Source organism: Pseudomonas sp. JV449 (genome assembly GCF_032424295.1).
Classification (GTDB): domain Bacteria; phylum Pseudomonadota; class Gammaproteobacteria; order Pseudomonadales; family Pseudomonadaceae; genus Aquipseudomonas; species Aquipseudomonas marginalis.
On record NZ_VYKD01000005.1, the window covers coordinates 511,593 to 525,821 of the forward strand.

11 protein-coding genes are annotated in these 14,229 nt (G+C 60.5%); 10 read left to right on the plus strand and 1 reads right to left on the minus strand.

The features are described 5' to 3' along the window. Position 1: 1 nt before the first annotated feature. From lpxB to ispD, 10 genes are all read left to right on the plus strand, one after another. Positions 2 to 1,141 (plus strand): lipid-A-disaccharide synthase, encoded by a 1,140-nt coding sequence (lpxB, locus tag F6S08_RS07645; RefSeq protein WP_065926454.1) that lies wholly within the window; start codon positions 2 to 4, stop codon positions 1,139 to 1,141. Beyond that, positions 1,138 to 1,770: a ribonuclease HII gene (gene rnhB, locus F6S08_RS07650; protein WP_027604470.1), complete on the plus strand. Its 633-nt coding sequence runs from the start codon at positions 1,138 to 1,140 to the stop codon at positions 1,768 to 1,770. Before lpxB ends, rnhB begins: the two co-directional genes overlap by 4 nt. 77 nt (positions 1,771 to 1,847) lie before the next feature. Next, the gene (dnaE, locus tag F6S08_RS07655; protein WP_065926453.1) at positions 1,848 to 5,369 is read left to right on the plus strand and encodes a DNA polymerase III subunit alpha; all 3,522 of its coding nucleotides are present in this window, start codon (positions 1,848 to 1,850) and stop codon (positions 5,367 to 5,369) included. A 128-nt stretch (positions 5,370 to 5,497) separates the two neighbouring features. Beyond that, positions 5,498 to 6,445, plus strand: coding sequence for an acetyl-CoA carboxylase carboxyltransferase subunit alpha (locus tag F6S08_RS07660; protein WP_016976871.1), 948 nt, complete (start codon positions 5,498 to 5,500; stop codon positions 6,443 to 6,445). A 162-nt stretch (positions 6,446 to 6,607) separates the two neighbouring features. Continuing rightward, a complete protein-coding gene (gene tilS, locus F6S08_RS07665) occupies positions 6,608 to 7,918 on the plus strand; it encodes a tRNA lysidine(34) synthetase TilS (RefSeq protein ID WP_315871489.1) in 1,311 nt (436 codons plus the stop codon). A 274-nt stretch (positions 7,919 to 8,192) separates the two neighbouring features. Beyond that, positions 8,193 to 9,824, plus strand: coding sequence for a CTP synthase (locus F6S08_RS07670; RefSeq protein ID WP_053137224.1), 1,632 nt, complete (start codon positions 8,193 to 8,195; stop codon positions 9,822 to 9,824). A 5-nt stretch (positions 9,825 to 9,829) separates the two neighbouring features. Then, complete coding sequence (gene kdsA / locus F6S08_RS07675) at positions 9,830 to 10,675, plus strand: 3-deoxy-8-phosphooctulonate synthase (RefSeq protein ID WP_027604465.1); 846 nt, start codon at positions 9,830 to 9,832, stop codon at positions 10,673 to 10,675. Positions 10,676 to 10,832: 157 nt separating this feature from the next. Beyond that, on the plus strand, positions 10,833 to 12,122 hold the full coding sequence (gene eno, locus F6S08_RS07680; RefSeq protein ID WP_027604464.1) for a phosphopyruvate hydratase: 1,290 nt from the start codon (positions 10,833 to 10,835) through the stop codon (positions 12,120 to 12,122). Between the two features lie 170 nt (positions 12,123 to 12,292). Continuing rightward, positions 12,293 to 12,571 (plus strand): cell division protein FtsB, encoded by a 279-nt coding sequence (ftsB, locus tag F6S08_RS07685; RefSeq protein ID WP_003172294.1) that lies wholly within the window; start codon positions 12,293 to 12,295, stop codon positions 12,569 to 12,571. After that, positions 12,568 to 13,275 (plus strand): 2-C-methyl-D-erythritol 4-phosphate cytidylyltransferase, encoded by a 708-nt coding sequence (ispD, locus tag F6S08_RS07690; protein WP_065948792.1) that lies wholly within the window; start codon positions 12,568 to 12,570, stop codon positions 13,273 to 13,275. Before ftsB ends, ispD begins: the two co-directional genes overlap by 4 nt. Here the strand turns inward: ispD and F6S08_RS07695 are convergent, their stop codons facing one another. Further along, positions 13,276 to 14,172, minus strand: a complete 897-nt coding sequence (locus tag F6S08_RS07695) for a LysR substrate-binding domain-containing protein (protein WP_065926450.1) — start codon at positions 14,170 to 14,172, stop codon at positions 13,276 to 13,278. Between the last annotated feature and the right edge of the window lie 57 nt (positions 14,173 to 14,229).

Consider the following 14,229-nt stretch of genomic DNA (forward strand, 5'->3'; position numbering starts at 1 on the left):
CATGGCTACTCTGCGTATCGCGCTGGTGGCCGGAGAAGCTTCCGGCGACATTTTGGGCGCAGGTCTGATGCGGGCACTCAAGGCCCGGCACCCTGCGGTGGAGTTTATCGGCGTCGGCGGCCCGCTGATGCAGGCCGAAGGCCTGACGTCGTACTTCCCTATGGAGCGTCTGTCGGTCATGGGCCTGGTCGAGGTGCTGGGTCGCCTGCGTGAGCTCCTGGCTCGTCGCAAGCTGCTGATCCAGACGTTGATCGAAGAAAAGCCCGATGTCTTTATCGGCATCGATGCGCCGGACTTCACCCTCAATATCGAACTCAAGTTGCGTCAGGCCGGGATCAAGACCGTGCACTACGTCAGCCCCTCTGTGTGGGCGTGGCGGCAGAAGCGTGTGTTGAAGATCCGCGAAGGCTGCGACCTGATGTTGACCCTGTTGCCGTTCGAAGCCAGGTTCTACGAGGAGAAGGGCGTGCCGGTAAGGTTTGTCGGGCATACCCTGGCCGACAGCATTCCTTTGCAGGCTGACCGCGCAGCCGCGCGTGCCGAACTGGGGTTGCCCGAAGGCCCGCTCGTTGCGCTGATGCCGGGCAGTCGAGGCGGCGAAGTGGGCCGTCTTGCCAGCGTGTTTTTCGATGCTGCCGAGCGCCTTCAAGCCTTGAAGCCCGGGGTACGGTTCGTGTTGCCCTGCGCCAGCCCGCAACGGCGTGCACAAATCGAGACACTGCTGGTCGGTCGCAATCTGCCATTGACCCTGCTCGACGGTCGGTCGCACCTGGCCCTGGCGGCCTGTGATGCGGTGCTGATCGCTTCAGGTACCGCGACCTTGGAGGCCCTGCTCTACAAGCGCCCGATGGTCGTGGCCTATCGCCTGGCGCCACTGACTTTCTGGATTCTCAAGCGCATGGTCAAAAGTCCCTACATCTCCTTGCCCAACTTGCTGGCCCAGCGTCTGTTGGTGCCGGAGTTGTTGCAGGACGATGCAACGCCCGAAGCCCTCGCGCAAACCCTACTACCCTTGATCGACGGCGGCGAAGAACAGACCCGCGGTTTTGACGACATTCACCGCACCCTGCGCCGTGATGCATCGAACCAGGCGGCCGACGCCGTATTGACCTTGATCGGCCAAAAACAGGAAGCTTTATGAGCACGCAAATAGGCCTGGATTTCAGCCTGGTTGCCCAAACCCACGAACTGGTGGCCGGCGTTGACGAAGTGGGGCGCGGCCCGCTGTGTGGCGCGGTGGTGACGGCGGCCGTGATCCTGGATCCGAACCGCCCGATCCTGGGCCTCAACGACTCGAAAAAACTCACCGAAGCGCGTCGTGAAAAACTCTACGACGAAATCTGTGAAAAGGCCTTGAGCTGGCATATCGCCCGGGCCGAAGTCGAAGAAATCGACGAATTGAACATCCTGCACGCCACGATGCTGGCCATGCAGCGTGCCGTTGAAGGCCTGCATATCACGCCAAAACTGGCGATGATCGACGGCAACCGTTGCCCGAAGCTGGCGATGCCGGCTGAGGCGGTGGTCAAGGGCGATAGCAAGGTTCCAGCCATTGCCGCCGCGTCGATCCTGGCCAAGGTCAGCCGAGACCGTGAAATGGCTGCCTTCGAATTGATTTACCCCGGCTACGGCATCGGGGGCCATAAAGGCTATCCGACGCCCGTTCATCTGGAAGCCCTGGCCCGTCTCGGCCCAACGCCGATCCATCGGCGCTCGTTTGCCCCGGTGCGCCAGGCTTATGAGCTGCGCGAGAACCTCAGCGAGGTTTAGTCGCAAGGCTGATGTTTTTGCCAAGGCCCGGTACAATCCCGGGCCTTGTTGTTTCTAAGTTTCTGGACAGGATCACTATGCCGGCTTCATTCGTTCACCTGCGCCTGCACACTGAATACTCCCTGGTCGACGGCCTTGTACGGATCAAACCGCTGGTCAAGACCCTGGTGGGCATGAACATGCCTGCGGTCGCGGTTACCGATCAGAACAACATGTGCTCCCTGGTCAAGTTCTACAAGAACGCCATGGGCGCCGGCATCAAGCCGATCTGCGGCGCCGACCTGTGGCTGTCCAACAAAGACCCGGATAACCCCCTGAGCCGCATCAGCCTGCTGGCGATGAATGGCGTGGGTTATCGCAACCTCACCGAATTGATTTCCCGTGGCTTTATCGACGGCCAGCGCAACGGCTCGATCATCATCGAGCGCGAATGGGTCGCCGAGGCCAGCGAAGGCCTGATCATGCTGTCGGCCGCCAAGGAGGGCGAGATCGGTATCGCACTGCTGGGTGGCAATCCCCATGAAGCCGAAGTGCTGGCGAGGGAGTGGATGCAGGTCTTCCCCGACCGTTTCTACCTGGAAGTCCAGCGCACCAACCGCCCCAACGATGAAGAGCATCTGCACGCCGCCGTAGCCCTGGCCGACAAGCTGGGCGCGCCCTTGGTGGCGACCAACGATGTGCGCTTTATCAAGAAGGAAGATTTCGAGGCCCACGAAACCCGCGTGTGCATCGGTGAAGGCCGGGCCCTGGATGACCCGCGTCGTTCCAAGAACTACAGCGAAGAGCAGTACCTCAAGAGCGCGGACGAAATGGCCGAGCTGTTCAGCGACCTGCCCGAGGCCCTGGAAAACTCCGTCGAGATTGCCAAGCGCTGCAATATCGAAGTGAAGCTGGGCAAGCACTTTTTGCCCAACTTCCCGATTCCCGATGGCATGACCATCGACGAGTATTTCCGCAAGGTGTCGTTTGATGGTCTGGAGGAGCGTCTCTCCGTCCTGCTGCCCAAGGACACCACCGAAGATTACGAGGCCAAGCGCCAGGTCTATGTCGATCGGCTGAATTTCGAGCTGGATATCATCATCCAGATGGGGTTCCCCGGTTACTTCCTGATCGTGATGGACTTTATCCAGTGGGCCAAGAGCAACGGCGTGCCGGTAGGTCCGGGCCGGGGGTCGGGTGCCGGCTCGCTGGTCGCCTATGTACAGAAGATCACCGACCTCGACCCCCTGGAATATGACCTGCTGTTCGAACGGTTCCTGAACCCGGAACGGGTCTCCATGCCCGACTTCGACGTCGACTTCTGCATGGACGGCCGCGACCGTGTGATCGAATACGTGGCCGAGAAATACGGCCGCAACGCCGTGAGCCAGATCATCACCTTCGGTTCCATGGCGGCCAAGGCGGTTATCCGTGACGTAGCGCGGGTGCAGGGCAAGTCCTACGGCCTGGCGGACCGCCTGTCGAAGATGATCCCGTTCGAAGTCGGCATGACCCTGGAAAAAGCCTACGAGCAGGAAGAGATCCTGCGCGACTTCATCAAGGTCGATGAAGAGGCCGCCGAAATCTGGGAGATGGCGCGCAAGCTCGAGGGTGTGGTGCGTAACGTCGGTAAGCACGCCGGTGGCGTGGTGATCGCGCCGACCAAGCTGACTGATTTTTCGCCTATCTATTGCGATGAAGAGGGCGGCGGCCTGGTCACCCAGTTCGACAAGGACGATGTGGAGGCGGCCGGCCTGGTGAAGTTCGACTTCCTCGGCCTGCGCACCCTGACGATCATCGACTGGGCGCTCAAGACCATCAACCGCGACCGCGCCAAGGTCAACGAAGAACCGCTGGATATCGCCTTCATCCCGCTGGACGACAAGCCGACCTACACCTTGCTGCAAAAAGCCGAAACCACGGCGGTGTTCCAGCTTGAATCCCGCGGCATGAAAGAGCTGATCAAAAAGCTCAAGCCAGACTGCCTGGAAGACTTGATCGCACTGGTGGCCCTGTTCCGTCCGGGCCCGCTGCAATCGGGCATGGTGGATGACTTCATCAACCGTAAGCACGGCCGCGCCGAGTTGGCGTACCCGCACTCCGATTACCAGTACGAAGGCCTCAAGCCTGTATTGGCGCCGACCTACGGCATCATCCTGTACCAGGAACAGGTGATGCAGATCGCCCAGGTGATGGCCGGCTACACCCTCGGTGGCGCGGACATGCTGCGGCGGGCCATGGGTAAGAAAAAGCCCGAGGAAATGGCCAAGCAACGCGGCGGTTTCATTGAAGGGTGCGCCACCAACAATATCGACGCCGACCTGGCCGGTAACATTTTCGACCTGGTGGAAAAATTCGCCGGTTATGGCTTCAACAAATCCCACTCCGCCGCCTACGGCCTGGTGTCGTACCAGACGGCCTGGCTGAAAGCCCACTACCCGGCGCCGTTCATGGCTGCGGTACTCTCGGCGGATATGCACAACACCGACAAGGTCGTGACCTTGATCGAGGAAGTGCGCACCATGAAGCTGCGCCTCGACGCACCGGACGTGAACGCCTCGGAGTTCAAGTTCACGGTGAACGACGAAGGTCGCATCATCTATGGCCTGGGCGCGATCAAGGGCGTGGGCGAAGGCCCGGTGGAAGCCATCACCGAAGCGCGCCAGGACGGGCCGTTCAAGGATCTGTTCGACTTCTGCGCACGGGTTGACCTCAAGCGCATCAACAAACGTACCCTCGATGGCCTGATCCGCAGCGGTGCGCTCGACCGTCTCGGGCCGTATTTCCACGATGAGCCGAAGGCGTATCAGGCGAATATCGATCGCAATCGCGCGGTGCTGCTCACCGCCATGGAAGAAGCGATCAAGGCCGCCGAACAGACCGCCCGCACCCACGACAGCGGCCACGCCGACCTGTTTGGCGGGTTGTTCGTCGAAGAAGATGCGGACGTGTATGCCAACCACCGCAAGGCCAAGGAGCTGACCCTCAAGGAACGCCTCAAGGGTGAGAAAGACACCTTGGGCCTGTACCTCACCGGTCACCCGATTGACGAATATGAAGGCGAGATCCGTCGTTTCGCTCGTCAACGCATCATCGACCTGAAACCGGCGCGGGATACCCAGACCGTCGCCGGCATGATCATCGCCCTGCGGGTGATGAAAAACAAAAAGGGCGACAAGATGGGCTTTATCACCCTCGACGACCGCTCGGGCCGGATCGAGGCGTCGCTGTTTGCCGACGCCTTTCACTCTGCGCAATCGCTGCTGCAAACCGACGCCATGGTGGTGGTGGAAGGGGAGGTCAGCAACGATGACTTCTCCGGCGGCTTGCGCCTGCGGATCAAGCGGGTGATGAGCATGGAAGATGCGCGCACCAACCTGGCCGAAAGCCTGCGCCTGAAGGTGAAGACCGAAGCCCTCAAGGGCGATCAGCTACGCTGGTTGGGTGACCTGCTCAAGCGTCATCGTGGCGCCTGCCCGGTGACCATGGAGTACACCGGCAACGACGCCAAGGCCATGTTGCAGTTTGGCGAGACGTGGCGAATTGATCCCGCTGACGGCTTGATTCAAGCTTTGCGTGACCAGTTCGGCCGTGACAACGTCTTCCTCCAATACCGTTGACGGTCAGAACGCCTGACCTCGGCTGAACATTTAATCTCGACCTAAACGCGCCTCTCCCTTAAGGTAGGGCGCGAATAGACAACCGGCTGGCCAGGCAACCCTTGGCCGTCGACCCAAGACGGACGCTTATGAACCCGAATTTTCTTGATTTCGAACAGCCGATCGCTGACCTGCAAGCCAAGATCGAAGAGCTGCGCCTGGTCGGCAATGACAATTCGCTGAATATCGGCGATGAGATCGCTCGCCTGCAAGACAAGAGCAGCACGCTCACCGAAGACATCTTCGGCAAGCTGACCAGCTGGCAGATCGCGCGCCTGGCCCGCCACCCGCGCCGTCCGTATACCCTGGACTACATTCAGCACATCTTCACCGAGTTCGACGAGCTGCACGGCGACCGCCATTTCTCCGACGACGCGGCCATCGTGGGCGGTATCGCTCGCCTGGACGACCAGCCGGTCATGGTCATCGGTCACCAGAAAGGCCGTGAAGTGCGCGAGAAAGTACGCCGCAACTTCGGCATGCCGCGTCCGGAAGGCTACCGCAAGGCGTGCCGCCTGATGGAAATGGCCGAGCGCTTCAAGATGCCGATCCTGACTTTCATCGACACCCCGGGTGCTTACCCGGGTATCGATGCCGAAGAGCGCAACCAGAGCGAAGCGATTGCCTGGAACCTGCGAGTGATGGCCCGCCTGAAAACCCCGATCATCGCTACCGTGATTGGTGAAGGTGGTTCCGGCGGTGCACTGGCCATTGGCGTCTGCGATCAGTTGAACATGCTGCAATATTCGACCTACGCGGTGATCTCGCCGGAAGGTTGCGCCTCGATCCTGTGGAAAACCGCAGAGAAGGCGCCGGACGCTGCCGAAGCCATGGGCATAACTGCCGATCGCCTCAAGGGCCTGGGTATCGTCGACAAAGTGATCGCCGAGCCATTGGGCGGCGCCCACCGCGATCCGGCCGCCGCCGCTGCCACTATCCGTGCCGAACTGGGTTCGCAACTGGCGATGCTCAAAAAGCTGGATAACGAAGCGCTGCTGGCCCGTCGCTACGAGCGCCTGATGAGCTACGGTCTCTAAGGTCGCAGCAGCACTAATGTGGGAGGGGGCTTGCCCCCGATTGCTGAGTGTCAGTCACTGTATTCACTGGCTGGTGCACCGCTATCGGGGGGCAAGCCCCCTCCCACATTTGCTTTGTGTATGCTTGGCTTGGGTATTCCAGATTTGCGGCGGTAACCTGTGATGAAACCGACTTTATCCGCCAAGCTCCTGCACGCCCTAGCCCCCTGGCGCAACGCCCCGGCTTGGCATATCGCCTTCTCTGGTGGTCTTGATTCCACTGTCCTGCTGCATCTCCTGGCCAACGCCGAAGCCCTTCCGCCTCTAAGCGCTGTCCATGTCCATCATGGCCTGCAGGCTGTCGCCGACGCCTGGCCAGGTCATTGCCAGTCGGTGTGCGACAGCCTGGGCGTCCCCTTGCGGGTCATGCGCGTGCACGTGCAGCCCGGCGCCAGTCTTGAGCGTGCAGCGCGTGATGCACGTTACCGGGCGTTTACCGAGGTGATCGGGGCAGGGGAAGTGTTACTCACCGGCCAGCATCGCGATGATCAAGCCGAAACCCTGCTATTCCGCCTGCTGCGCGGTGCCGGGGTGCGAGGGCTCGCCGCAATGCCTGCGCATCGCCCGTTGGCAGGTGGTTTCCTGGTGCGGCCGTTGCTGGAGGTCGCGCGCGCCGAGCTGGAAGCCTACGGCGATGAGCATCAACTCAAGTGGATTGAAGATCCTTCCAACACCGATCCACGTTTCTCCCGTAATTACCTGCGTCACCGCGTGATCCCGACGCTGACGGCGCGTTGGCCCCAAGCCATCTCCAGTCTGGCCCGGACTGCCGACCACCTCGGTGAAGCCCAGGCGCTGCTGGGCGAATTGGCCTGCATGGACCTGCAAGCCGCCGATCAGCCTTCGCGGTTTCCTTGGCTGGCGGTGCCATCATTGGTCCTTGGTCCACTGCGCGAACTTTCCGATGCTCGTCAGCGCAATGTCCTGCGACATTGGCTGGCGCCGTTGACCCGGTTACCCGACAGCGACCATTGGGCCGGCTGGTATTCCCTGCGCGACGCCAAGGGCGACGCACAGCCCTTATGGCGTCTGGCTGATGGAGATTTGCAACGTTGCGGCGCACGCATCTGGTGGTTGCCTCGCGGCTGGTCGGAGTTTTCCCACGCATCGGTGAGCTGGCCTGATCCGCAAAAGCCACTAGAGTTACCCGGTAATGGCCTGCTGGAAATGAGCGGCGAGGTGCCCGAAGGCCCGCTGGAGGTCCGTTATCGCCAGGGCGGCGAAATGCTTGAACTACCAGGCCGAGGCCGGCGTGACTTGAAGCGCCTGCTTAATGAACAGGGGGTGCCGGGCTTCATCCGTGGCAGATTGCCGCTGCTGTATCAGGGCGAGCAATTGCTCGGTGTGCCCCTCCTCGCTGGACTCTGGGCCGCACCGAGTGAAGCTTGGCAATTACATTGGATGCCACGGAGCTGCGATCAAGGTTTGAGCTGATAGCGCCTTTCCGGTAGACTACGCTCCCTTCTTGATACAACTTCTGTGGATTCGCCTGAATCGCAGCAGTTGCCGATTACCAAGCAGTCTTTGCTGGGCGATTCCAAAAAATGTGTAGCGATCAACGTACCGGCAGTTTCACTGCTGGTCTGTCACAACGCGGCGGTTTTTTTGAAAGGTGCACTGTGATTAATGCAGGTGATCGGGGGCTTCGGCCTCTCTTCGCTTTCCCCGGCGGCTCGGACCGCTTTAACGCAGACTTCTAGGGTTTTTCATGACGCGCTACATATTCGTCACGGGCGGTGTTGTTTCTTCATTGGGGAAAGGCATTGCCTCCGCTTCATTGGCGGCCATCCTGGAGGCGCGGGGGCTTAAAGTCACCATGCTCAAGCTGGACCCGTACATCAACGTCGACCCGGGCACCATGAGCCCGTTCCAGCACGGTGAAGTGTTCGTCACACACGACGGCGCCGAGACCGACCTGGACCTGGGCCACTACGAGCGGTTCATCCGCACGACCATGACCCAGAACAACAACTTCACCACTGGCCGCGTCTACGAGCACGTGCTGCGCAAAGAGCGCCGTGGTGACTACCTGGGTGCAACCATCCAGGTGATCCCGCACATCACCGACGAAATCAAGCGCCGCATCATCAAGGGTGCAGGCGATGCCGACGTGGCGATGGTCGAGATCGGTGGCACCGTGGGTGACATCGAATCCCAGCCGTTCCTCGAAGCCATCCGCCAGTTGCGTTTCGAAGTCGGCGCCAAGCGCGCGATGCTGATGCACCTCACGTTGGTGCCTTACATCGCCACCGCCGGCGAAACCAAAACCAAGCCTACCCAGCACTCGGTCAAGGAACTGCGTTCCATCGGCCTGCAGCCGGACGTGCTGGTGTGCCGCTCCGACCACCCGATCGATATTTCCTCGCGTCGCAAGATCGCGCAGTTCACCAACGTTGAAGAACGTGCAGTGATCGCCCTGGAAGACGCCGACACCATCTACAAGATCCCGGGCATCCTGCATTCGCAAGGCCTGGATGATTTTGTGGTCGAGCGTTTCGGCCTGCAGTGCAACGGCGCGGATCTGTCCGAGTGGGAAGCCGTGGTTGACGCCAAGCTCAACCCTGAGCACGAAGTCACCATCGCCATGGTCGGCAAGTACATGGAACTGCTGGACGCGTACAAGTCGCTGATCGAAGCGATGAGCCACGCGGGTATCAGCAACCGTACCAAGGTCAACCTGCGCTACATCGATTCCGAAGACATCGAGAACCAGGGCACCGCGCTGCTCGAAGGTGTCGATGCGATCCTCGTTCCAGGCGGTTTCGGCCTGCGTGGCGTGGAAGGCAAGATCACTGCCGTGCAGTACGCTCGCGAGAACAAGGTGCCGTACCTGGGCATCTGCCTGGGCATGCAAGTGGCCGTTATCGAGTTCGCCCGTAACGTGATGGGCTGGAAAGACGCCAACTCCACCGAGTTCGACAGCAAGAGCGGCCACCCGGTCGTGGGCCTGATCACCGAGTGGGAAGACGCCACCGGCGCCGTCGAAACCCGTACCGAAAGCTCCGACCTGGGCGGCACCATGCGCCTTGGCGCGCAAGACTGCCTGCTGGAGCCGGGTTCCCTGGTTCACGACTGCTATGGCAAGGACGTGATCGTCGAACGTCACCGTCACCGCTACGAAGTGAACAACAACCTGCTGCCGCAGATCAAAGAGGCCGGCCTGAAAATCTCCGGTCGCTCCGGTGATGGCGCGCTGGTTGAAGTGGTCGAGGCCCCGGATCATCCATGGTTCGTCGCTTGCCAGTTCCACCCTGAGTTCACCTCGACACCGCGCGACGGTCACCCGTTGTTCAGCGGTTTCGTCAAGGCTGCACTGACGCAACACCAGAAGAAGGCGTAAACCTGATGGCCCAGAAGATCATTCGCGTAGGCGACATCGAGATTGCCAACGACAAGCCCATGGTGCTGTTCGGCGGCATGAACGTGCTGGAAAGCCGTGACATGGCGATGCAGGTCTGTGAAGAGTACGTAAAGGTTACCGAGAAACTGGGTATTCCTTACGTGTTCAAGGCCAGCTTCGACAAGGCCAACCGTTCGTCCGTGACCTCCTATCGCGGCCCGGGCCTTGAAGAAGGCATGCGGATCTTCCAGGACATAAAGCAAGCCTTCGGCGTGCCGATCATCACCGACGTCCACGAGCCTGAACAGGCTGCCGTGGTCGCCGAGGTGTGCGACATCATCCAGCTGCCGGCCTTCCTGTCGCGCCAGACCGACCTCGTGGTCGCGATGGCCAGGACCGGTGCGGTGATCAATATCAAGAAAGCCCAGTTCCTTGCGCCCCAGGAGATGAAACACATCCTGAACAAGTGCGTGGAAGCGGGTAACGACCAGTTGATCCTCTGCGAGCGTGGTTCTAGCTTCGGCTACAACAACCTCGTGGTGGACATGCTCGGTTTCGGCATCATGAAGCAGTTCGAATACCCGGTGTTCTTCGACGTGACCCACGCGCTGCAAATGCCCGGTGGACGTGCCGATTCCGCCGGTGGGCGCCGTGCCCAGGTACTGGACCTGGCCAAGGCCGGCATCAGCCAGTCCCTGGCGGGCCTGTTCCTCGAAGCCCACCCGGACCCGGACAACGCCAAATGCGACGGCCCATGCGCCCTGCGCCTGGACAAGCTGGAGCCATTCCTGGCCCAGCTCAAGCAGTTGGACGAACTGGTCAAGAGTTTTCCGACGGTAGAGACCGCGTAAGCGTTGATTCTCCGGTAGACTTTCCCACGCTTTACGCTCAGGCCTACGGGCCTGAGCCTTGTCGCCTGCAAGCCTGCCCCGTTGTTCCACCCTTGCGGTCGGTCAAAAGATTTCCTTCAGCTGCGTCGTTTTCGTCAACTTTGGAGTGTTTACAACAATGGCAAAAATCGTCGACATCAAAGGTCGTGAAGTTCTCGACTCCCGTGGTAACCCCACCGTCGAAGCCGACGTGCTTCTCGATAACGGCATCATCGGCAGCGCCTGCGCGCCGTCCGGTGCCTCCACAGGTTCGCGCGAAGCGCTGGAACTGCGTGATGGCGACAAGAGCCGTTACCTGGGCAAGGGTGTCCTCAAGGCTGTAGCCAACATCAACGGCCCGATCCGTGACCTGCTGCTGGGCAAGGACCCGCTGGACCAGAAAGCCCTGGACCACGCGATGATCAAGCTCGACGGCACTGAAAACAAAGGCAGCCTCGGCGCCAACGCCATCCTCGCCGTGTCCCTGGCTGCTGCCAAGGCCGCCGCCCAGGACCAGGACCTGCCGCTTTACGCCCACATCGCCAACCTGAACGGTACGCCGGGTGTCTACTCGATGCCGGTTCCGATGATGAACATCATCAACGGTGGCGAGCATGCCGATAACAACGTCGACATCCAGGAATTCATGGTGCAGCCGGTCGGCGCCAAGACCTTCTCCGAAGGCCTGCGCATGGGCACCGAGATTTTCCATCACCTCAAAGCCGTGCTGAAAGCTCGTGGCCTGAGCACTGCCGTGGGTGACGAAGGTGGTTTCGCACCGAACCTGGCGTCCAACGAAGATGCACTGAAAGTGATCTCCGAAGCCGTGGCCAACGCCGGCTACACACTGGGCACCGACGTGACCCTGGCCCTGGACTGCGCTGCCAGCGAGTTCTACGAAGATGGCAAATACAACCTGTCCGGTGAAGGCCAGGTGTTCAACTCCGAAGGCTTTGCCGACTACCTGAAGGGCCTGACCCAGCGCTACCCGATCATCTCGATCGAAGACGGCCTGGACGAGTCCGACTGGGATGGCTGGAAGATCCTCACCGACAAGATCGGCGAAAAAGTCCAGCTGGTGGGTGACGACCTGTTCGTGACCAACACCAAGATCCTGAAAGAAGGCATCGACAAAAAGATCGCCAACTCGATCCTGATCAAGTTCAACCAGATCGGCACCCTGACCGAAACCCTGGAAGCTATCCAGATGGCCAAGGCTGCGGGCTACACTGCCGTGATCTCGCACCGCTCCGGCGAAACCGAAGATTCGACCATCGCCGACCTGGCCGTGGGCACTTCGGCGGGCCAGATCAAGACCGGCTCCCTGTGCCGCTCTGACCGTGTGTCCAAGTACAACCAATTGCTGCGTATCGAAGAGCAACTGGCCGGCAAAGCCAAGTACAACGGTCGCGGCGAGTTTCGCGGCTGATCGGTAAGTGGTAAAAAGTCGGTGGATTGCGTCGGAAAGATCACGAAGGTGCGAGTTTCGACGCTAATCTGATGGCGATCAAGCACAAGCCTGGTTCTTCCAGGCTTCGTGCTATCAGTTGCTGTAAAAGTTTTGCATGGCGTGTTTTTCCACTGGATACCCGATATTCGATGCGCAGTCCCAATTGGTTGTTCCTCGTCTTGCTCTTGTTGCTGGCTGGCCTGCAGTACCGCCTATGGGTAGGTAATGGCAGCTTTGCGCAGGTAAAAGACCTGACCCAGCAAATTGCCGACCAGCACGCCGAGAACGAACGCCTGCTGGAGCGCAACCGCGTCCTCGATGCTGAAGTGCTTGAGCTGAAAAAGGGTACCGAGACCGTTGAAGAACGGGCCCGTCATGAGTTGGGCATGGTCAAGGAGGGCGAAACCCTCTACCAGTTGGCCCAATGAGTTACCGTTTGCCGGCCTTCTGGGCCGTGATACCTGCCGCGGGCGTCGGTGCCCGTATGGCCGCGGACCGTCCCAAGCAATACTTGCAGTTGGGCGGGCGCACTATTCTCGAACACAGCCTTGGCTGTTTTCTCGATCATCCCAACCTCAAGGGGTTGGTGGTCAGTCTTGCTGCTGATGACCCGTATTGGCCAAGCCTGGCATGTGCCGCTGACCCGCGTATCGTGCGTGCGGACGGTGGTTCGGAGCGTTCTGGCTCGGTGCTCAATGCGTTGCTGCAACTCAATGCCCTGGGCGCCAGCGATGACGACTGGGTACTGGTCCACGATGCGGCGCGGCCGAATCTGAGTCGCGATGATCTGGATAAGTTGCTCACCGAACTGGCGAACGACCCGGTCGGCGGTCTGCTGGCCGTGCCGGCCCGCGATACCCTCAAGCGCGTCGACAAGCAGGGGCGGGTGGTGGAAACCGTCGACCGCAGCTTGATCTGGCAAGCCTATACACCGCAGATGTTCCGCCTCGGGGCCTTGCACCGCGCATTGGCTGATAGCCTGGTGGCCGATGCAGTGATCACCGATGAAGCCTCGGCCATGGAGTGGTCCGGGCAGGCGCCGCGCTTGATCGAAGGGCGCTCGGACAATATCAAGGTGACCCGGCCGGAAGACCTGGAGTGGCTGCGGTTGCGGTGGGTGAATCGTCGTTAATCAACCGCTGTACTCCGGCCGCTCGGCCAAGCCCTCTTTCAAGAAATCCACCAACTTCCTGACCTTCGGCGACAAGTGCCGTTGTTGCGGATACAGCCCCCACACCGCCGTATTCGGTGGCTGATGCGCCTCCAGCAGCGACACCAGCGCGCCGCTGTGCAGATGCTCCAGTACGTAATAGTCCGGCAGTTGGCACAATCCCACCCCTTGCAACGCCGCATCCAACACCGCTTGCCCACTGTTGCAGCGCCAGTTGCCTTGCACTCGCTGGGAAAATTCCCTCCCGTCCTGGGCCAGTTGCCAAATGTCCGAGCTGCCGATCAGGCAATTATGCCGACTCAATTCCGACAAACTATGTGGCCGACCATACCGGGCCAGGTAGGACGGCGACGCGCACAGGTACATGCGCCGAGGCGCGAGGCGGCTGGCGACCATGCGCGAATCCTGCAATCGCCCCAGGCGAATCGCCAGGTCGAGGCCTTCGTGCACCAGATCCAATTGACGGTTGCTCAGTTCGATGTCCACCCGCAATTGTGGGTACAGGCCCATGAACCGCGTCACCAGTGGCACGATAAACCGCTCGCCATAGGCCACCGCGCAGGTCATGCGCAACATGCCTTTCGGTTCGCTGGTCAGGTCACCCACGGCGCGCAGGGCTTCTTCGCGGCCGTCCTGTAGGCGCTGGCAATGTTGCAGAAAGGTCTGACCCGCTTCAGTCAGCGTCACCTTACGGGTACTGCGATACAGCAACCGCGTTTGCAGGCGCTCTTCCAGGCGTGCCACCTGGCGGCTGATGTGGGACGAAGAGACACCCAGCCGCTCGGCAGCCGCCGTAAATTGGCTGCATTCGGCGACGGCAACGAATTCATCGATGCCTTCCCAGCGGTTCTCCAGCATGGCGATTATCCCTGTACAGCAATAAAGTTTTGCTTTTGCCTGGATTATTAATCATGG

What these genes read in the sequence shown, in the direction of transcription:
- lpxB (WP_065926454.1), top strand. Translation starts at nt 2, where the DNA reads ATGGCTACTCTGCGTATCGCGCTGGTGGCCGGAGAAGCTTCCGGCGAC.
- rnhB (WP_027604470.1), top strand. Translation starts at nt 1,138, where the DNA reads ATGAGCACGCAAATAGGCCTGGATTTCAGCCTGGTTGCCCAAACCCAC.
- dnaE (WP_065926453.1), top strand. Translation starts at nt 1,848, where the DNA reads ATGCCGGCTTCATTCGTTCACCTGCGCCTGCACACTGAATACTCCCTG.
- F6S08_RS07660 (WP_016976871.1), top strand. Translation starts at nt 5,498, where the DNA reads ATGAACCCGAATTTTCTTGATTTCGAACAGCCGATCGCTGACCTGCAA.
- tilS (WP_315871489.1), top strand. Translation starts at nt 6,608, where the DNA reads ATGAAACCGACTTTATCCGCCAAGCTCCTGCACGCCCTAGCCCCCTGG.
- F6S08_RS07670 (WP_053137224.1), top strand. Translation starts at nt 8,193, where the DNA reads ATGACGCGCTACATATTCGTCACGGGCGGTGTTGTTTCTTCATTGGGG.
- kdsA (WP_027604465.1), top strand. Translation starts at nt 9,830, where the DNA reads ATGGCCCAGAAGATCATTCGCGTAGGCGACATCGAGATTGCCAACGAC.
- eno (WP_027604464.1), top strand. Translation starts at nt 10,833, where the DNA reads ATGGCAAAAATCGTCGACATCAAAGGTCGTGAAGTTCTCGACTCCCGT.
- ftsB (WP_003172294.1), top strand. Translation starts at nt 12,293, where the DNA reads ATGCGCAGTCCCAATTGGTTGTTCCTCGTCTTGCTCTTGTTGCTGGCT.
- ispD (WP_065948792.1), top strand. Translation starts at nt 12,568, where the DNA reads ATGAGTTACCGTTTGCCGGCCTTCTGGGCCGTGATACCTGCCGCGGGC.
- F6S08_RS07695 (WP_065926450.1), bottom strand. Translation starts at nt 14,172, where the DNA reads ATGCTGGAGAACCGCTGGGAAGGCATCGATGAATTCGTTGCCGTCGCC.